The sequence below is a fragment of the Bradyrhizobium betae genome, assembly GCF_050632175.1.
GTDB classification, from domain to species: Bacteria; Pseudomonadota; Alphaproteobacteria; order Rhizobiales; family Xanthobacteraceae; genus Bradyrhizobium; species Bradyrhizobium betae_B.
Genome location: NZ_CP192576.1, coordinates 3,813,320 through 3,831,310 on the forward strand (window position 1 = coordinate 3,813,320; position 17,991 = coordinate 3,831,310).

Sequence of the window (17,991 nt, forward strand, 5' to 3'; positions counted from 1 at the left end):
TTCCCTTCTAAATTTGGATACCCGCTCAGTCGTGGATACGCTCAAGGTCAGAGACGTCAAAGACGTCGAAGAGGTGGTGCGCGCGGCGATTGCCAATGAGCAGCCGCTCGAGATCATTGGTCACGGCTCCAAGCGCGGCATCGGTCACGCGATGGCGACCAATGCCGTGCTCGACGTCTCCGCGCTGAATGCCGTCACCGCCTACGAGCCCAACGAGCTGATCGTTACGCTGCAGGCCGGCGCGCCGCTGGCCGACGTGCTGTCGCTGATCGATGCCAAGAACCAGCAATTCGCCTTTGAGCCGATGAACACGGCGCCGCTGCTCGGCACGCCCGCGCTCGGAACCATCGGCGGCATGATCGCGGCCGGGCTTGCCGGTCCGCGCCGGATCAAGGCGGGCGGGGCGCGCGATCATCTGCTCGGCGCACATGCCGTTTCCGGCTTCGGCGACAGCTTCAAGACCGGCGGCAAGGTGGTGAAGAACGTCACCGGCTACGACCTCTGCAAGCTTCTCGCCGGGTCTTGGGGCACGCTGTCGGTCATGACCGAGGTCACGCTGAAGGTGATGCCCAAGCCTGAAGCCGAGCGGACGCTGCTGCTGCGGGGGTTAGATGACGCCGCCGCCAACAAGGCGATGACCGTGGCGCTCGGGTCGCCCTTCGACGTCTCCGGCGCCGCGCACCTGCCGAAATCTGCATTCCGGGCGAACGCCGACGGGCTCGGCGAGGTCGCAGGCCATGGCGAAGCGCTGACCGTGCTGCGGCTGGAGGGCATCACGGCCTCCGCCGCGCACCGCGCCGGCTCGCTGCGCGAATTGCTGGCGCCGTTTGGAACCGCAACTTTGATCGAGGACACCGCGTCGTCGGTCCTGTGGGCCACCATCCGCGACGTGCTGCCGTTCGCGGCCAGCGGCGCGCTCGGCGCCTGGTCGGTGTGGCGGATTGTCTGTCCGCCGGCCTCGGGGGCGGCGCTCGGCACGCAATTGGTGCGCGAGACCGGCGGTGAGGTGATCTACGATTGGGGCGGCGGGCTGATCTGGGCCGCGCTGCCGCCGAAGGCTGATGCGCACGCCCCGGCCGTGCGCCAGCACGCCAACGCCTTCGGCGGGCACGCCACGCTGCTCCGCGCGGCCGAGGATGTCAGGCGCATTGTGGACGTGTTCCACCCGCAGGCGGTGGGCATTGCCGCGCTGAGCGAGCGGGTGCGCGCCAGTTTCGATCCGAAGACCATTCTCAACCGGGGACGGCTGACGCGGGGCGTTGCGGCATGAAGACCGAATTCTCTCTCGCGCAGCTCGCCGATCCCGACATTGCGGAAGCCGACAAGATCCTGCGCGCCTGCGTCCATTGCGGCTTCTGCACCGCAACCTGCCCGACCTATGTGCTGCTCGGCGACGAACTCGACAGCCCGCGCGGCCGCATCTACCTGATCAAGGAGATGCTGGAGAAGGACCAGACCCCTACGGCGGAGGTGGTCAAGCATGTCGACCGCTGCCTGTCCTGCCTTGCCTGCATGACGACCTGCCCCTCCGGGGTGAACTACATGCATCTCGTCGATCAGGCCCGGGTCAGGATCGAGCAGCGCTATCAGAGACCGCTGTCCGAGCGGCTGCTGCGCCAGGTGCTGGCCTTCGTCCTGCCTGACCCGCAGCGCTTTCGCGCCAGCATGTGGCTGGCGCGGCTCGCCCGTCCGCTCGCCGTGCTGCTGCCGACCCCGCGGCCCTCGGCCACGCCCGGCCTGATCCAGCGCCTCAAGGCGATGCTGGCGCTGGCCCCGAACCGGCTGCCGGCGCCCGGCCCGCTTCCGGGCAGCGTGTTCGCGGCATCAGGCAAGAAGCGCGGCCGTGTCGCGCTGCTCCAGGGTTGCGCCCAGCAAGTCCTGGCGCCACGCATCAACCAGGCCGCCATCAGTCTTCTCACCCGCCACGGCATCGAGGTCGTCCTGGTCAGGGACGAGCAGTGCTGCGGTGCGCTGACCCATCACCTCGGCAACGACCGGGATGCGTTGGGGCGGGCGCGCGCCAATGTCACGGCGTGGCAGAAGGAAGCGGCGAAGGAGGGGCTCGACGCCATCCTGGTGACGGCATCCGGCTGCGGCACCGTGATCAAGGACTACGGCTATCTGCTGCGCGAGGATGCCGCGTTCGCAGCCGATGCAACCAAGGTGTCCGCACTCGCCAAGGACATCACCGAATACGTCGCCGGTCTCGGACTCGAGTCGAAGACGCGACTGGACGACATCGTCGTCGCCTATCACTCCGCATGTTCGTTGCAGCACGGACAGAAAATCACGGGCCTTCCGAAAGAATTGCTTTCCAAGAATGGATTCGTGGTGAAAGATGTGCCGGAGAGCCATTTGTGTTGCGGTTCGGCGGGGACCTACAACATTCTCCAACCCGAGCTTGCGGGCCGGTTGCGCGATCGCAAGGTCGCCAACATCGCAAGCGTCCAGCCGGACATGATTGCCGCGGGCAATATCGGCTGCATGGTGCAGATCGCCAGTGGCACGTCAGTTCCGGTCGTACACACGATTGAGCTTCTCGATTGGGCTACGGGCGGGTCGCGGCCGGCATTGAACACGTCGAGCTGAGCGTCTCATTCCGGAGGACGGCTGAAGACGCCCGATCGACCATTGTTCGTCGGCAACAGGAGGACCACGATGGCGAAAGCGAAGAAGAAAAAAGCAAGAAGGCCAAAAAGGCCAAGAAGGCTGTAGCGGCGAAGAAGACCGCGAAGAAGGCAGCCAAGAAGTCCGCGAAGAAGTCTGCCAAGAAATCCCCGAAGAAGTCTGCCAAGAAGGCCGCGCCGAAGAAGTCGGCCAAGAAGGCTGTCAAGAAGGCCGCACCGAAGAAGGCCGCGAAGAAAGCGGCACCGAAGAAGGCGAAGGCAGCTCCCCCGCCGAAGCCGTCAGCACCGGCTGCTGCTCCGTCTCCGGAGCCCGCCGCCGAGACCAGCTGGGCGATGCCTTCGTCTTCTGCGGAACCGACACCGGCTGAAGGGCAGGGGTAGGTCCAGGTTTGGGCCCAAGGTCAGGCCAAGGTCAGGCCAACGGGCTTGGTCCATCTCAATGACTACGATCGACAACGGAAAGGCCGCGGCGGTGACGCTGCGGCCTTTTTGCATCGTCGCAAGCCCGCTGAGGGAATCGCGACCTCTGAGCCGGCCTGATTCGTATTTGGGCAACATGCCCCCAGGGTTCCGTACTAACCCGGGTCTTTCTGTGCACCTTGGAATGCAAATAATGTGATCTAGAAGCAACACAGGCTGACAACCTTTCGTGGAATCGTCAGAACGCCTAAAAAGTCGGCAGATGCCCGTGATTTTTGCTTCACGGTTCACATGCCCCAATCCACATTGTCGCAGTAACGAAATTTTGCAGACACGTCGTACGCCCGGGGGGCTTCCGGGGACCGACTGGGTAAAAACTGGTGATGGGGATTGAAATGAAAAAGTGACTTTGTTGGCAACGGCGCTGGCAATGGTGGCGGGCTCGGCGATGGCGGCGGACATGTCGGTCAAGGCCAAAAAGGCTCCCCGGTTGTTGCCTTTGACCCCTGGGATATCGCCTTCGGCGCCGCGATCATGAACGACTACATCTTCCGCGGTATCACCCAGTCGAACCACAAGGCGTCGGTCGCGGCCTATTTTGAGCCGCGCTACAACGTCACCAAGGACCTGCAGCTGTACGCCGGTGTGGCCGGAGAGAGCATCTCCTTCCCCAATCGCGCGGCCGCCGAGATCGACATTTACGGTGGTATTCGCCCGACCTTCGGTGCCTTCGCCTTCGACGTTGGTGTTTGGGGTTATCTGTATCCGGGCGGCACCTGCTACTATGGCGGTGGCGCTGTCACCGACACCGCAGGAAACCCGCTGAACGCAGAGTGTATCGCCAACACCCTGACCAACCTCAACGTCGCGAAGAGGGATGCGAGCTTCTACGAGGTCTACGGCAAGGTGACCTACACCGTGAACGACAGCTTCTCGTTCGGCCTCAACGAATTCTATTCGCCGAATTTCCTCAATACCGGCGCTTGGGGCAACTACCTGTCGATCACCGGCAAGTGGATCGCGCCGAGCACGACATTTGGTGCGAGCGGCGTCGGAATGTACGTTTCGGGTGAGTTCGGCCGCCAGTGGTTCGGAACTTCGGATTCCTTCTATGGCGTGGCTCAGCTTGCTGGCTTCCCGAACTACACGGGAGGTATTCCCGAGCCCAGCTATAACACCTGGAACATCGGCATCGGCTTCACCTATAAAGTGATGACGCTGGATCTGCGTTACTCCGACACCGACATGAGCAAGGGTGATTGCAACGCCTTCACCAGCGCGTTCAACGCCACCGGCACCACCAACGTCACCCCGATCAATCCGGGCGGTGCTAGCTCCAATTGGTGCGGCGCGGCCGGCGTTGCCAAGCTGTCCTTCGACCTGACGGCGATGAGCAACCTGAAGTAAGCTTCGTCCCGAGACGATTTCGAGGGCGGCAGGGCAACCTGCCGCCCTTTGCTTTGGGGAGAGGGACGTCTGTGAGAGCGCTCGGCCCGCATGGTTCGAGACGCGCCGCAAGGCGGCGCTCCTCACCATGAGGGTTGGGATCTTGTCGCGAGGACAGACCTCGTCCCGAGAAGCCCGCCGGAGGCGGGCGTCTCGAAGGATGGCCGCAACGAAGGTCCTATCGCGTTACGATAGGGAAGCTTGGTTGCACCGCCTTAGCGCGCGACGCTCGGCTCCGCCTCGGCCGGCTTGCTCGCGTCGCCCAGGACGTGGATCTCTCCGCGCTTCGTCATCGTCACCTTGCGGGTATGGAAGGCGTCGAGTGTCGAGCGGTGCCCGATCGAGACGATGGTGGCCTGCGGCAGCTTCTCAGCCAGCAACCGGTACAGCCGGGCCTCGGACGGCTCGTCCAGAGAGGCGGTGGCCTCGTCCAGGAAGAGATAATCCGGCACATGCAGCAGCGCCCGCGCGAGCCCGAGCCGCTGCTGCTCTCCGAGTGACAGCATCCGGTTCCAGTGACCGTCCTCGTCCAGCCGCTCGGCGAGGCTCGGCAGCCCGACCGCCATAAGCGCACCCCGAACATCGGCAGCCTCGAATGCGCCCGGGGCGGCGGGATAAACCACCGCATCGCGCAACCGGCCGACCGGGAAGTAGGGACGCTGCGGCAGCATCATCAGCTTCGCCCTCTCGGGAATGACGATGGTGCCGGTGCCGAACGGCCAGATGCCGGCGATGGCGCGGAACAGCGTCGACTTGCCCGAGCCCGACGGCCCGGTCACCAGCACGCGCTCCGGGGCCTGGACGGTGAAGGCGTCGGCGGCCACCAGCGGGGTGCCGTTGGGCAGGTTCACGCAGAGCTGCTCGAGCCCGACAGTGCGGCCGCCGTCAGCGGCTTTGAGGCTGATCGCCGGCTCATGCGCCGGCAGGTGAGCGGCGGACTCGACCGACATCTCGAAGCCGTCGAGACGCGCGACGATCGAGCGCCATTCCGCGAGAGACCGGTAGGCCGTGACGAAAAACGAGAGCGCGCCCTGCACGCTGGAGAAGGCGGAGGCGGTCTGCATCATGTCGCCGAGCTGGATCTTCTTGGCGAAGAACGCCGGTGCGACCAGCACGTAGGGGAAGATCACAGCGGCCTGCTGATAGCTCGCCGTGAACGCGGTGAGGCGCTTGGTCCGGCTCATGATGGCGTACCAGTTGCCGATCACGAAGCCGAAGCGATCCAGCAGGCGCGAGCGTTCCGCGCCCTCGCCCTTGAGCAGCGCGATCTGCTCGGAATTCTCGCGCACGCGGACGAGATTGAAGCGGAAATCGGCCTCATAGCGCTGCTGCTCGAAATTGAGGTTGACCAGCGGGGCGCCGATCCAGTGGGTCAGCGCGGTGCCGAAGATCGCGTAGATCAGCGCGCCCCAGCATAGATAGCCGGGGATCATCAGATCCTGGCCGAACAGGTGCAGCGGTGCAGCGTTGGACAGGCCCCAGAGGATGATGACGAAGGAGAACAGCGTGACGATCGACGAGAGCAGGCCCAGCCCGATCGTCAGCGTCTGCTCGACGAAATTCCTGACGTCCTCGGTGATGCGCTGGTCGGGGTTGTCGGCCGCATCGCCCTTGAGCTGCATACGGTAATGCGTGGCGTCTTGCAGCCATTCGCCCAAGTAGTGCCGGGTCAGCCATTGCCTCCAGCGGATCTGAAGCCATTGGTTCAGATAGAGCTTGTAGACGGCCAGCGCGATAAAGGTGGAAGCGAGGCCGACGAAGATCCAGATCTGCGTGACGAAGGCATCCCAGTCGCTGTTCTGGAGCGCACTGTAGAACCGGTTCTGCCACTGGTTCACCAGCACGTCGATTGCGACCAGCGCCAACTCCATCGCGATGACGGCGGCGAGCAGGCCGCGGCCGGCCCATTTGTCCTCCGACCGGAAATAGGGAACGGCGATTCGCCAGACGATCGCGAGGGTGGCGATGATGTTCTTCACAGAGCTGAATCTCCTGCGGGGATGTGCACAAATGCCCGGGGCCAAACGACTGAGGCAATGGCTGAAATCGGCGCGCTTAGACTAAAGTCGCAAGTCCTGCAATTTGCGTTGGCTTGTCGCAGCTTGCAACCCTAGCATGGGTCTCAACGGCGCGGGGTGGAGGCTCCGGGACTTCGCGGGCTTGTGAGCGGACGGGAACCGCTGCGTTCGCGAGGAATTCGCATCCAACCCGGGGGATCGCTTACAGCGTCAAGCAGGCTCGGCTGTCCACGCTGGCCGCCTGCCGCATACATGCGTGGGGGAGGAAGACCATGTGGAATCAAGTCTATGATCCGCTGCACAGCCCCGTGTTGTCCACGATGGCGGCGGCGGTGCCCGTCGTCACGCTGCTGGTTCTGATCGCGAGCGGCCGCGTCCAGGCTCATATTGCGGCGATCATCGCCGTGATCGTGGCCAATCTGATCACGATCTTCATCTTCACCATGCCGGCGAACATGTCGATCCGCGCCTCGGTGCTGGGCATCGTGACCGGCTTCTTCCCCATCGGCTGGATCGTTCTCAACGTCATCTTCCTCTATCAGGTGACGGTATCGACCGGGCGCTTCGAACTTCTCAAGCGCGCGATCGGTGGCGTCACCGAGGACCGGCGGCTGCAATTGCTGCTGATCGCATTCTCCTTCGGTGCCTTCTTCGAGGGCGCCTCTGGCTTCGGCACACCGGTGGCGATCACGGGCGCGGTGCTGATCGGCCTCGGCTTCTCGCCGCTTGCGGCAAGCGGCCTGTCGCTGATCGCCAACACCGCGCCGGTCGCCTATGGCGCGCTGGGCACGCCGATCCAGGGCCTCGCCTCGGTCACCGGGTTCGATCCCTATATCCTCGGCGCGATGGTCGGACGGCAGCTGCCGTTCTTCTCGCTGATCGTGCCGTTCTGGGTGATATGGGCGTTCGCCGGATGGAAAGGCATGAAGGACGTCTGGCCGGCGATCCTGGTCACCGGCGTATCGTTCGCGATTCCGCAATTCGTGATCTCGAACTACATCAATCCCTGGATCGTCGACATCGGCGCGTCGCTGATCTCGATGGGTGCGCTGATTCTGTTCCTGAAGGTCTGGCAGCCGAAGCAGCTCTGGCTGTCGCCGGCGCTCCGCGGCAATGATGAATCGGCCTCCACCATGGCCACTGCCAAGCCGCTCGACAAGACGCCGCTCACGCAGAGCGAGCTGTTCAGCGCGCTGCTGCCCTGGATCATCGTCTGTATCGTGATGCTGGTCTGGGGCAACGGCGGCTTCAAGACCTGGGCGAATTCGATCTTCACCTGGAACTATCCCGTTCCCGAACTGCACCAGATGATCAACAAGATGCCGCCGGTCGCGCCGGGGCCGACGAAAGAGAGTGCGGTGTTCGGCTTCACCTACCTCTCCTTCACCGGCACGGGCATGCTGATCGCCGCGATCATCTCCGGCTTCCTGATGGGCGTCGGTCCCGGCCAACTCGTCACCCAGTACGGCCGCACCATCCGGCTGTGCGCGATCTCGCTGATCACGATCTCGGCGATGCTCGCGATCGGCACGCTGACGCGGCTCTCCGGTGTCGACGCGACGCTCGGCCTCGCTTTCGCTGCAACCGGCGTGCTCTATCCCTTCTTCGGCACGCTGCTCGGCTGGCTTGGCGTGGCGCTGACGGGGTCGGATACGTCGTCGAACATCCTGTTCGGCAATTTGCAGAAGATCACCTCCGAACAGCTCGGCATATCGCCGATCTTGATGGCCGCCGCGAACTCCTCCGGCGGCGTGATGGGCAAGATGATCGACGCGCAGTCGATCGTGGTCGCCTCCACCGCGACCAACTGGTACGGCCACGAGGGCACCATCCTGCGCTTCGTGTTCTGGCACTCGATCGTGCTCGCCTGTCTCGTCGGCGTGCTCGTGACGCTGCAGGCCTATGTCTGGCCGTTCACGGCGATGGTCCTGAAGTAGCAGGCCGCGTCGCGGCTTCGACGCAAGTCAAATCTCCCCGCGGGTTGTCCTCGCGGGGATTTTTGCGCCCAAAGCCGGCGAACCTTCTCAATGACGCCGTCGTCTTATAGAAGGTGCCGCAAATCAGGTCGGTCGAGAGGTCTCATGGTTTCGCTCAAGCAGATGGTGTGGGTGGCGGTTGCAATGCTGGCGATGTCCCCTGTCGCGCGTGCAGAGGACGGTTTTCCGTTCGGCACCGAGATGACGATGGAAGCACAGCCGCAGCCTGGCTCGAAGCGGATTCCGAACATCGAGATCGGCGACAATGGCGAGGTGGTGCTGGAGCTCTGGTGCAAGGGTGGCAAGGGCCAGTTCTCGGTGGCCGGCAACACCGTGATCTTCGTCCCGGGCCAGATCCAGGACCGCTCCTGCCCGCCGGCAAGGGCGCAGGCCGACGACGAACTCGTCGCGGCGCTCGCCAGCGTCGAGACCTGGAAGCGCCAGGGTGACGTGCTGACCCTGATCGGCCCCAAGCCGCTGCGCTTTCGCTCGACCGGGAATTAGCTGCTCATTCGCTGTCATTCCCCGCGAAGGCGGGGAATCCAGTACGCCGCGGCTCATCGATTCAATCACTACGGTCTTCGAGTACTGGATCGCCCGCCTTCGCGTGCGATGACAGCGGAGTTGGTGGCTTCGTTACTTCCACACCGACTTGTCGGCATCCCAGCGCTGGCCCTTCAGCTCCTTCGTGAGCGCCTCGACCGAGCCGTTGTCGTCGGGCTGATCGCCTTCCTCGTCGGCCGCCGCGTCGTCGGACAGGTTGAGCTTGGCGCCGCTGCTCTCATCCGCCGTCGTGGTCGCGGGGCTGCCGATCCAGAGCATCAGCCTGTCGGTCGTGCCGGGCCTGTCGGGCGAGACGAGGCCAGTGACCTCGATCGTATCGGTGAGGTCGAGCGCCGAAAAATCCTGGTTCGGCCGCTTGAAGACCAGCTTGAGCTTGCCGGTGGCAGGATTGAAGCTTTGCGAGACCGGCTTTGCCGCCAGCGTCTTGCTCAGCACACCGACCACGGCTGACGCGAGCTTGTCGCGGTTGAGCTTGTCGCCGTCGCGCCAGTCGGCGGCGGCAAAGCGGATGGTGCGGTCCATCTCGGTCATGCCCGCGGTCCAGCCCGCCGCGGTGACGCCCGGCATCGCCTTGAATTTTGCCAGCAGCGCGCCTGCGCGTTCCGGATCGACCGACATGTTGATGGTCTGCTCGCCGGCGCGCAGCGCCTCGCAGCCGACCGAAAGGCTCGCAAGCGTGACCTCGACGTCCTGGCCCTTCAGACTCTTCAGGAACTCGGTTGCCGCATCCAGCTTGACCTTGACCGCGATCGCTTCCGGCGAGACGTCGGTGAAATCCTTCGGCTGCGCCGTGATGCCGTCGTCCGAGGTCTGGTTGTCCTGAAATTCCCTCTCGCTGAGATCGGAATTGTCGGGCGAGGCGACCTCGGTCACGGCCTGACCGATGCTGATCTGGCCGCGGAACTCGAAACTGTCGCCAGACTGCTTGCGCAGCAGCTTGACGCTCACGGGAGACTTTTCACCGATGCTCTGCGTCGTGCCGGTCAGGTTCTGGCCCGCGACCTGGAGATTGACGACGAAGCGGTCCTTGCGGTCGGAATTCTTCGCGACGGGATAGCAGACGTCGAGCACGGCCGCCGTGACGGTCTTGCCCTGGCGCGTCTCCTTCAGGATGACGTCGGCATTGCCGTCCATCAGCCCGTCGATCGAGGTGAAATAGCGTATCTCCGGCCCGCTTGGCGCCGTGGCCCTGGGCGACAGCTTCATCTGCGCGGAGGCGGGATGCGGCGAGGTAGCAAGCAGAGCGGCCAAAACAATTGTCGGGCAAACCAGAAGCGCGCGCATCGACGAAATCCTCGAGCAAAAGAATCGGCGCCACCGTAGTTGGTTTTGGCCGCCGGTTGAATCGGAAAGCGCGGGCGAACCTGGGCAAAAAGAAGGCCGCCCGGAGGCGGCCTTCGCAACACTGTCAGGTCACAGGACGGGCTCAGAAGCCGCCCATGCCGCCGCCGGCCGGCATGGCGGGCGCAGCTTCCTTCGGCATTTCGGCGACCATGGCCTCGGTGGTGACCAGGAGGCCGGCCACGGAGGAGGCGTCCTGCAGCGCGGTGCGAACCACCTTGGCGGGGTCGATGATGCCCTTCTCGACCATGTCGACATAGTCCTCGTTCTGGGCGTCGAAGCCGAAGGTCTCGGACTTGTTCTCCAGGATCTTGCCGACGACGATCGAGCCTTCCACGCCCGCGTTCTCGGAGATCTGGCGAATCGGAGCTTCCAGCGCCTTCAGCACGATGTTGATGCCGGCCTGCACGTCGGCATTGGCGTTGGTGAGACGGCCCACGGCCTTCTTGGCGCGGAGCAGCGCGACGCCGCCGCCGGGGACGATGCCTTCCTGTACCGCGGCGCGGGTGGCGTTGAGCGCGTCCTCGACGCGGTCCTTCTTCTCCTTGACCTCGATCTCGGTGGCGCCGCCGACGCGGATCACCGCGACGCCGCCGGCCAGCTTGGCGAGGCGCTCCTGGAGCTTCTCACGGTCGTAGTCCGAGGTGGTCTCCTCGATCTGGGCCTTGATCTGGCCGACGCGGGCCTCGATCTCCGGCTTCTTGCCGGCGCCCTTGACGATCGTGGTGTTCTCCTTGTCGATCACGACCTTGCCGGCGCGTCCGAGCATCTTCACCGTGACGTTCTCGAGCTTCATGCCGAGGTCTTCGGAGATCAGCTGGCCGCCGGTGAGGATCGCGAGGTCCTCGAGCATGGCCTTGCGGCGGTCGCCGAAGCCCGGCGCCTTGACGGCCGCGACCTTGAGGCCGCCGCGCAGGCGGTTGACGACCAGGGTCGCCAATGCCTCGCCCTCGACGTCTTCGGCGATGATGACGAGCGGCTTGCCCGACTGCACCACGGCTTCCAGCACCGGCAGCATGGCCTGCAGCCCCGAGAGCTTCTTCTCGTGCAGGAGGATGTAGGCGTCCTCCAGCTCGGCGGTCATCTTCTCGGGATTGGTGACGAAGTAGGGGCTGAGATAGCCGCGGTCGAACTTCATGCCCTCGACGATGTCGACTTCGGTGTCGAGCGACTTGTTTTCCTCGACGGTGATGACGCCCTCGTTGCCGACCTTCTGCATCGCCTGGGCGATCATCTTGCCGATGGCGGCATCGCCGTTGGCCGAGATGGTGCCGACCTGAGCGACCTCGGCAGAGGACGCAACCGGCTTGGCGCGCTTCTCGATGTCCTTGATCACGGCCGCAACCGCGATATCAATGCCGCGCTTGAGGTCCATCGGGTTCATGCCGGCGGCAACCGACTTGGCGCCTTCGCGCACAATGGCCTGAGCCAGCACGGTCGCGGTGGTGGTGCCGTCACCGGCGAGGTCATTGGTCTTGGAGGCGACCTCCCGCAGCATCTGGGCGCCCATGTTCTCGAACTTGTCCTCGAGCTCGATCTCCTTGGCGACGGTGACGCCGTCCTTGGTGATGCGGGGCGCGCCGAAGCTCTTCTCGATGACGACGTTGCGGCCCTTGGGGCCGAGCGTCACCTTGACGGCGTTGGCGAGAATGTCGACGCCGCGCAGCATGCGATCGCGCGCGTCTCCGGAAAACTTGACGTCTTTGGCAGCCATGTCTGCAGTCCCTCGTGTTTCGTGATGTGTCTTGTTTTATGCCGTGTCTGTTCCGCCCTCGCTTCGTCATTGCCGGGCTCGACCCGGCAATCCATCCTGGTGCAGAAATGATGGATGCCCGGGGCAGGCCCGGGCATGACAGTGAAGCATTCAGCGGCTGTTCAGGCGGGTGGCCTTAGGACAGAACGCCCATGATGTCCGACTCCTTCATGATCAGGAGATCTTCGTTGTCGATCTTGACCTCGGTGCCCGACCACTTGCCGAACAGCACGCGGTCGCCGACCTTGAGGTCGATCGGGGTCAGCTTGCCGGCTTCGTCGCGGCCGCCGGGGCCGACGGCGACGATTTCGCCCTGGGACGGCTTTTCCTTGGCGGAATCGGGAATGATGATGCCGCCCTTGGTCTTTTCCTCGGCGTCGATACGTTTGACCACGACACGGTCATGCAGCGGACGAAATTTGGATTTAGCCATGACGTTTCCCTTTGGAGGCGCTTCGATAGTAGTGGAAGTAGGTGGGGCGGCGCTGCCGTCCTTCCTCGTCCCGAGGATCGAACGGCGTGCTTAGCAATCGGGCTTTCCGAGTGCTAATAGTGCGCCCGGAAATATTGCTTGGCCGCGATCCTGTCAAGCAAAGGTGGTTAAGCGATTGGTGAGGCGGATATAGGATGGTGGCATTGGAAACTCGTTCGGGGTGCCGACGTATTAAAGGACGTCATTGCTCCGGCAGCGGTTTTACGCTTGGCTGCGGGAGGGGTGCGGCCGTCGTCTTGTTCGGGGAAATGCCATGATCAGTTCAGCTCACGCGCGCACGGTTGCCAATCTGGCGGTCGCCTCTTGCCTGGCGCTGCTGCTCGGCGCCTGCGGCGGTGGCATGAGCCTGCCGTCCTTCTCGTCGTCTTCGCCGCCGCCCGAGGCCGAGCCGGGGACCGCTCCGGAAATGCCGGCGAGCATCCGTGCCGACGAAATCGTCGGCCGTTGGGGCCTTGCTTCGTTCCAGAACCCGGCCGACCGCGCCCGAACCGAGGCCGCGGCGAGGGCGCAGTGCAAGAATCCCTACGTGATCACCGCCGGCTCCTCCGGTGGCGTGATCATGCATCTGGCCGACCAGGCGACGCCGCAGGAACTGCGGCTGAAAGGCTCGCCCAGCGGCAAGAATTATATCGGGCCGGCGGGGCCGACCCCTGGCGAGCAGGATCGCGAAATCGTCTCCTTCGACGGCCGCGTCCTGATCACCCGCTTCATCGACAAGGACGCCGCCACCCGCTACGGCAACATGGTCTACGTCCGCTGTGCGCCGCGGGCGTAAGGCGATCGCGAATCTAACCGTTCGTCATTGCGGGCGCAGCGAAGCAATCCAGAATCTTTCCGCGGAGACGGTCTGGATTGCTTCGTCGCCTCAGTCCTCGCAATGACGACTAAATAAAAAACGCCGGTTTTTGCCGGCGTTTTTGTTTTTCCGCAAAAGCTGCGTCCGATCAGTCGAACAGCGCGTCGATATCGTCCTGAGAGGCGTGGCCGACGTCGTCGTTGAGCTTCGGGCCGTTCAGGAGCTTGTCGTCTTCACTGCGGGTGTCGACGTGCGCCGGCACGTGAGCCTTGATCGCGTCGACGCCGCCCCAGATGTCCATCATCGCATTGATGTGCTGCTCGATGAACTTCATGGTGGTCATGACCTTGCTGATGCGCTGCCCGGTCAGGTCCTGGAAGTTGCAGGCCTCGAAGATCGAGATGACACGTTCCTGGATGTCGTCGGCGAGCCGCTTCTGCTGGTCGGCCGAGTCCACCTTGGCCATCGCGCTGGCCGCCTGGTCGATCGATTCGGCAGCTTCGAGAATTTGCTGTGTGGCCTGCTCGGTGCCGCCGACCACCGCGCCGAGCTCGCCATTGACCTTGGCCATCTCCGCGCCGTCAAAGCTCTTGCCATGCAGCACCGCGATCTCGCGCTTGGTGCGGTCGATCGCGTCATGGATCAGGTCGAGCTCGATCTTCAGCTTCTCGCACTGCTCGATCTGGGCCCGATAGGTCTCGAGCATCGTGCGTGCGTCGGAAAGCTCCTGCGCCGTGGAGGCGTCGATCGCCGCCATGGCCGCGCTACCGGACAAGGGCGCAGGCACGCTGCCCTTGGCCATCTGTGCGCGGATCGCGCGCAGCTCCGCCATGATCTCGCTATGCATCGGGATTGCCTCTTCAGTCACGTCAAGAAGGGGCATCTCGCCACCGACGATATCCTCGACACGAAAACGTTTGCGGTGAACAGCCATCAGATACTCCCCCCACCTCACTCACGCGTCTTTGTAGGCAGAAGCAATTTAACACGAGGTTCACAGCCGGAACTGTTGCGCGGTCGCGCGCGACGACGCAAAAAACCGCTGATTAACCATGGGACTGTGGCGTTCATCGAAAATAAACGCTGATTGCCAAATTGGGCCTTCGTTCGCGACGTGGTGAATCGAAACGTGGCTCTCGTTTACCAAACAAAACGGCTTTTGCTCTTTATTGACCACGTCGGGGACGCCGATCAGCCATCAGCTCCTGCATGACGCATGTGATCTAGACGAAACAGTACAGAGTACGTCGATGTTCAAGAAAATGTCTGTCGCGCTGCTTGGCAGCGCTTGCACCTTCATTGCCGGCGCAAACAGCGCGAATGCCTTCGACAATACGGTGCCGAACGATCCGCCGGCGGTGCTCTACCGGCCGCAGGTGCCGCCAGCGCCGGTGCGCGTCGCCTCCAATGCGAACATGGGCGGCGGCTTCATCGAGTTCCTGTTCGGCGACGGTCCGGGCCGCGGTCCCGCCTACGCGCCGCAACAGCCGGTCTACCAGCAGCAGCCGGGTTATCACGACCAGCGCCGCCTGCCGCCGATGGGCGAGCCGCAGATGCAGGGTGGATATCAGCAAGGCGCAGGTCTCCAGCAGGAGGCGGTCGATCCGCGCCAGCGTCAATTCGACCCGAGATTCGAGAAGCAATCTGTTGACTATAGCGGCAAGGAAAGTGCCGGCACGATCGTGGTCGATACGCCGAACAAGTTCCTCTATCTCGTCGAGGGCAACGGCCGGGCGATGCGTTACGGCATCGGCGTCGGACGCCCCGGCTTCACCTGGTCCGGTGTGAAGTCGATCACGGCCAAGCGCGAATGGCCGGATTGGACGCCGCCCGCGGAAATGATCGCGCGCCGCCCCGACCTGCCCCGGCACATGGAAGGCGGTCCGGAAAACCCGCTCGGCGCCCGCGCGATGTATCTGGGCTCGACGCTCTACCGTATCCACGGCTCCAACGAGCCCTGGACCATCGGCACCAACGTGTCCTCCGGCTGCATCCGCATGCGCAACGAGGACGTCATCGACCTCTACGGCCGCGTCAATGTCGGCACCAAGGTCGTGGTGATGTGAACCGGACCGGCGGGCAAGCAGCCTATTCGCAATAGGTCTTGCCGCCGAACGAGAAGCACTTGCCGCCGCCACCGCGGGGCGCCGGCGCACTGCGTGTCGCGGCGGGCTCCTGCCGCGTCACGGTCTTCGGCTTCGGCGCCGGCTCGGGCCGCTTCTCGCAGGCGCCGCTGGCGTTGAGGACATAGCCGCTCGAACAGCCGATCTGGACGCAGCGGTCGCCGTCGGCGCGCTGTCCCCGGGCGCATACCAGCGGACAGACGCGGTCGGTCTTGCCGCGCACCGAGTCCAGCGCGTCGAGACTGGCCAGCTTCACGTCGAAATGGGTGTCGGCGCTCTTGTTGAACAGCTCCAGCGCCTTGCGCGAGCCGTCATCCCACTTGCCGTCCATGCTGCCGGGATCGCAGCCGACGCGCTTCAGGTGGGCCTGCAGCAGCCGCGCGAGATCGGACGGATCCATCTTCGGTGCGGCAGGCGGCGGCGCCGGCGGGGGCGGCTGGTTGGGCGTGAGCGCGGCCAGCTTCTCGGCTTGAGCCTTGTCGGCCAGCGCCTTGTCTGCCTGGGCCTTGGCGTCGCGCCTGGCCTGCTCGACCTGAATTTGCGCATCGGCTGCCGCCTGGCGCCGGGCCTCGTCGACCTGCACCCGGGCTGTATCCGCCTGTTGCCGGGCCTGTTCGGCCTGACGCCGCGCCTCGTCCAGCTCCCTCTTGGCCTGCTCGGCGATCTGGGCGCGAGCCTCGTCGAGCTCGCGCTTGGCCTGCTCGGAGAGCTTCTGCTTGGCCTCCGCGGTCTGGCGCGCGCTCTGCTCCTCGAGCTGCCGGCGGAAGTCCGCGGCCTTCTGCGCCGCCAGCTCGTCGGCCTGCCGCTTGGCGTCGTCGGCCCGGACGCGGCCCTGCTGGGCGGCCTCGAGCTTGCTGTTCTGCCCGCGGGCGAGGTTGGCGAAGAAGCCGGCCGGGTGCTTGGCGAGGAAGGATCCCAGGCTTCCCTGGTGCCGACCTGCGCCGCCAGCTCGTAGTCGACGCGGGCTTCCGCCTCGGGATCGGCGGCGCGCGGGACCAGCGCCACGGTGTCGCCGCCAAGCGATCCGTACACGAACGGCTCCTGCCGGTTGCCGGTGGCCTTTAGCACCTCGTCGCGGACGCGGCCGAACGCGATGCGCAAATCGAGCCCGGGCTCGGCGATGTTCCGCGCCAGCGCCGTAGCGAAAGGGCTGTTCTGTCCGTCGCCGTCGCTCGCCACCGCGCCGGCCCTCGCGGCGAACGCGATCAGCGTGTCGGACATCGAAGGCTCGACCTTGGCAAGGCCCCGCCCGATCCCGCGGCTGGCGACGGTGCGTTTCATGCTGGCGGCGAAGGGATTGTCGCGGCAGGCATCGAGGATGACGAGCTTGAGTCGCCTGGCGCCGTCGAGCGCGCGCATCACGCGATCGAGCGAGATGGTCTCGTCCTCGATGTCGAAATCGCTCGCGAGCCGGGCATCGGCCGGCACCAGATAGTTGACGCCGTCGACCTCGATGCCGTGGCCGGCATAGTAAACCACCGCGACGTCCGCATCCTGCGATGCCGCGGAGAACTCGCGGATGGCCCGGCGCAGCTCGGCGATGCCGAGATCGCGCCTGCTCTCCACGGCGTCGAAACCCGCCTTCTTGAACAGGGCCGCCATCACCTCGGCATCGCGCGTGGGATTGGGCAGTCGCGGCACCTGCCGGTACTCCGAAACGCCGACGACCAGCGCGACGCGCTTGCCGGCCGAGGCCGTGTCGGCGGAGATTGAAAAAATCAGCGCGAGCAGAAACAAAAAGCGGGTCGCACGGAGGGCCTCCGCGGGTGCACTAAGGATTCCTGTCGAAGCCCGAATGGACGGACAACCGCCGTCCTGCCGGAAACCTTAACTTGCGAAGGCATTGCCGCTCTGGATCGAGCAGCTCGGCGACGTCGTGGTCACGCCGGAGAGTTCATACATGACGCCGTTGGGCGCCTTGCGGCGGATGATGCCGCCGGTATGACCCTCGATCACATTGACCGAGCAACTGGAGAAGCCGGGATCGAACGTCACGGTGACCTGGCGCGCGCCGACCTCAAAGGGAGCACGCCGACCAGTCGGTCGCCCTGAAAATTGAAGCTGCCTTTCCCCTGCCCCGGCGCAATCTCGCCGCTCCGGTCGCCGCCGCGGTTCGTCGCCCGGAAGCGGCTGAACAGGCGTCCGGCGCTGCTGACATAGACGATGCGCGACAACTTGGTGGTGAAGCCGTGCGATTTTCCGTCGGGCGCTTTGGCCATGCCGGTGGTGGCAAAGGAAATCGTGATGGTCTTGTTCAAGACGCCCGCGGGCGCGGCGAAGGCACTGCTCGTGTGCAACGCAAAAATAATGGAAGCCGTCAGGCAAATCAGCCGCATTGCAAAACTCCCCGTCTGAAAGCCTGCATCATAGCGGCGGTATGGCGCCTGTCCAAGACCGACCCGCATGGCGGGCCGGATTTGCGCAACGGATTGCA

15 protein-coding genes and 3 pseudogenes are annotated in these 17,991 nt (G+C 64.5%); 9 read left to right on the forward strand and 9 right to left on the reverse strand.

Going from position 1 to position 17,991, the window contains the following annotated elements; genetic code table 11:
* Window positions 1-31: 31 nt before the first annotated feature.
* The 4 genes and pseudogenes from ACQ86E_RS18320 (at window position 32) to ACQ86E_RS18335 (ending at window position 4,454) form a co-directional block, all read left to right on the forward strand.
* Window positions 32-1,270 (forward strand): FAD-binding protein, encoded by a 1,239-nt coding sequence (locus tag ACQ86E_RS18320; protein WP_431201177.1) that lies wholly within the window; start codon window positions 32-34, stop codon window positions 1,268-1,270.
* Complete coding sequence (gene glcF / locus ACQ86E_RS18325) at window positions 1,267-2,589, forward strand: glycolate oxidase subunit GlcF (protein WP_431201178.1); 1,323 nt, start codon at window positions 1,267-1,269, stop codon at window positions 2,587-2,589. The genes ACQ86E_RS18320 and glcF overlap by 4 nt, the downstream gene beginning before the upstream one ends.
* Window positions 2,590-2,658: 69 nt before the next feature.
* A pseudogene (locus ACQ86E_RS18330) lies at window positions 2,659-3,008 on the forward strand (histone).
* Between the two features lie 469 nt (window positions 3,009-3,477).
* Window positions 3,478-4,454: pseudogene (locus ACQ86E_RS18335) on the forward strand (TorF family putative porin).
* Between the two features lie 254 nt (window positions 4,455-4,708).
* Here ACQ86E_RS18335 and ACQ86E_RS18340 read toward each other — a convergent pair.
* Entirely contained in the window at window positions 4,709-6,472 is a 1,764-nt protein-coding gene (locus tag ACQ86E_RS18340; protein WP_431201179.1) for an ABC transporter ATP-binding protein/permease, read from the reverse strand.
* 311 nt (window positions 6,473-6,783) lie between these two features.
* On the opposite strand from ACQ86E_RS18340, the gene ACQ86E_RS18345 reads away from it, so the two are divergent.
* Both ACQ86E_RS18345 and ACQ86E_RS18350 read left to right on the forward strand, forming a co-directional pair.
* On the forward strand, window positions 6,784-8,448 hold the full coding sequence (locus ACQ86E_RS18345; protein ID WP_431201180.1) for an L-lactate permease: 1,665 nt from the start codon (window positions 6,784-6,786) through the stop codon (window positions 8,446-8,448).
* A gap of 144 nt (window positions 8,449-8,592) precedes the next feature.
* Window positions 8,593-8,991 (forward strand): META domain-containing protein, encoded by a 399-nt coding sequence (locus ACQ86E_RS18350; protein ID WP_431201181.1) that lies wholly within the window; start codon window positions 8,593-8,595, stop codon window positions 8,989-8,991.
* Window positions 8,992-9,123: 132 nt separating this feature from the next.
* On the opposite strand, the gene ACQ86E_RS18355 is transcribed toward ACQ86E_RS18350, so the two are convergent.
* The 3 genes from ACQ86E_RS18355 to ACQ86E_RS18365 form a co-directional block, all read right to left on the reverse strand.
* Window positions 9,124-10,335, reverse strand: coding sequence for a hypothetical protein (locus tag ACQ86E_RS18355; RefSeq protein ID WP_431201182.1), 1,212 nt, complete (start codon window positions 10,333-10,335; stop codon window positions 9,124-9,126).
* A gap of 142 nt (window positions 10,336-10,477) precedes the next feature.
* Window positions 10,478-12,106: a chaperonin GroEL gene (gene groL / locus ACQ86E_RS18360; RefSeq protein WP_431201183.1), complete on the reverse strand. Its 1,629-nt coding sequence runs from the start codon at window positions 12,104-12,106 to the stop codon at window positions 10,478-10,480.
* Window positions 12,107-12,281: 175 nt separating this feature from the next.
* Complete coding sequence (locus ACQ86E_RS18365) at window positions 12,282-12,578, reverse strand: co-chaperone GroES (RefSeq protein WP_015688616.1); 297 nt, start codon at window positions 12,576-12,578, stop codon at window positions 12,282-12,284.
* A gap of 313 nt (window positions 12,579-12,891) precedes the next feature.
* Here ACQ86E_RS18365 and ACQ86E_RS18370 point away from each other — a divergent pair, with 313 nt between their 5' ends.
* Complete coding sequence (locus ACQ86E_RS18370; RefSeq protein ID WP_431201184.1) at window positions 12,892-13,413, forward strand: hypothetical protein; 522 nt, start codon at window positions 12,892-12,894, stop codon at window positions 13,411-13,413.
* A gap of 169 nt (window positions 13,414-13,582) precedes the next feature.
* Here ACQ86E_RS18370 and ACQ86E_RS18375 read toward each other — a convergent pair whose 3' ends face one another.
* Window positions 13,583-14,368: a protein phosphatase CheZ gene (locus ACQ86E_RS18375; protein WP_431201185.1), complete on the reverse strand. Its 786-nt coding sequence runs from the start codon at window positions 14,366-14,368 to the stop codon at window positions 13,583-13,585.
* Window positions 14,369-14,684: 316 nt separating this feature from the next.
* On the opposite strand from ACQ86E_RS18375, the gene ACQ86E_RS18380 reads away from it, so the two are divergent.
* On the forward strand, window positions 14,685-15,500 hold the full coding sequence (locus ACQ86E_RS18380) for a L,D-transpeptidase (RefSeq protein WP_431201186.1): 816 nt from the start codon (window positions 14,685-14,687) through the stop codon (window positions 15,498-15,500).
* Window positions 15,501-15,522: 22 nt separating this feature from the next.
* Here the strand turns inward: ACQ86E_RS18380 and ACQ86E_RS18385 are convergent, their stop codons facing one another.
* Window positions 15,523-16,140 carry a hypothetical protein gene (locus ACQ86E_RS18385; RefSeq protein WP_431206646.1) on the reverse strand — a complete coding sequence of 206 codons (618 nt, stop codon included), beginning with the start codon at window positions 16,138-16,140 and terminating at the stop codon, window positions 15,523-15,525.
* Between the two features lie 18 nt (window positions 16,141-16,158).
* On the opposite strand from ACQ86E_RS18385, the gene ACQ86E_RS18390 reads away from it, so the two are divergent.
* Entirely contained in the window at window positions 16,159-16,512 is a 354-nt protein-coding gene (locus ACQ86E_RS18390; protein ID WP_431206647.1) for a hypothetical protein, read from the forward strand.
* 125 nt (window positions 16,513-16,637) lie between these two features.
* Here the strand turns inward: ACQ86E_RS18390 and ACQ86E_RS18395 are convergent.
* The 3 genes and pseudogenes from ACQ86E_RS18395 to ACQ86E_RS18405 all read right to left on the reverse strand — a co-directional run.
* Window positions 16,638-17,198: pseudogene (locus tag ACQ86E_RS18395) on the reverse strand (caspase family protein); the annotation flags it as partial.
* 186 nt (window positions 17,199-17,384) lie between these two features.
* Window positions 17,385-17,552 carry a hypothetical protein gene (locus ACQ86E_RS18400; RefSeq protein WP_431201187.1) on the reverse strand — a complete coding sequence of 56 codons (168 nt, stop codon included), beginning with the start codon at window positions 17,550-17,552 and terminating at the stop codon, window positions 17,385-17,387.
* Window positions 17,549-17,893 (reverse strand): hypothetical protein, encoded by a 345-nt coding sequence (locus tag ACQ86E_RS18405; protein ID WP_431201188.1) that lies wholly within the window; start codon window positions 17,891-17,893, stop codon window positions 17,549-17,551. The genes ACQ86E_RS18400 and ACQ86E_RS18405 overlap by 4 nt, the downstream gene beginning before the upstream one ends.
* Window positions 17,894-17,991: the final 98 nt, after the last annotated feature.

Bases quoted from the DNA above. Each gene is read 5' to 3' on its own strand.
- glcF (WP_431201178.1), top strand. From the start codon at position 1,267: ATGAAGACCGAATTCTCTCTCGCGCAGCTCGCCGATCCCGACATTGCG.
- ACQ86E_RS18345 (WP_431201180.1), top strand. From the start codon at position 6,784: ATGTGGAATCAAGTCTATGATCCGCTGCACAGCCCCGTGTTGTCCACG.
- ACQ86E_RS18350 (WP_431201181.1), top strand. From the start codon at position 8,593: ATGGTTTCGCTCAAGCAGATGGTGTGGGTGGCGGTTGCAATGCTGGCG.
- ACQ86E_RS18355 (WP_431201182.1), bottom strand. From the start codon at position 10,335: ATGCGCGCGCTTCTGGTTTGCCCGACAATTGTTTTGGCCGCTCTGCTT.
- groL (WP_431201183.1), bottom strand. From the start codon at position 12,106: ATGGCTGCCAAAGACGTCAAGTTTTCCGGAGACGCGCGCGATCGCATG.
- ACQ86E_RS18365 (WP_015688616.1), bottom strand. From the start codon at position 12,578: ATGGCTAAATCCAAATTTCGTCCGCTGCATGACCGTGTCGTGGTCAAA.
- ACQ86E_RS18370 (WP_431201184.1), top strand. From the start codon at position 12,892: ATGATCAGTTCAGCTCACGCGCGCACGGTTGCCAATCTGGCGGTCGCC.
- ACQ86E_RS18375 (WP_431201185.1), bottom strand. From the start codon at position 14,368: ATGGCTGTTCACCGCAAACGTTTTCGTGTCGAGGATATCGTCGGTGGC.
- ACQ86E_RS18380 (WP_431201186.1), top strand. From the start codon at position 14,685: ATGTTCAAGAAAATGTCTGTCGCGCTGCTTGGCAGCGCTTGCACCTTC.
- ACQ86E_RS18405 (WP_431201188.1), bottom strand. From the start codon at position 17,893: ATGCGGCTGATTTGCCTGACGGCTTCCATTATTTTTGCGTTGCACACG.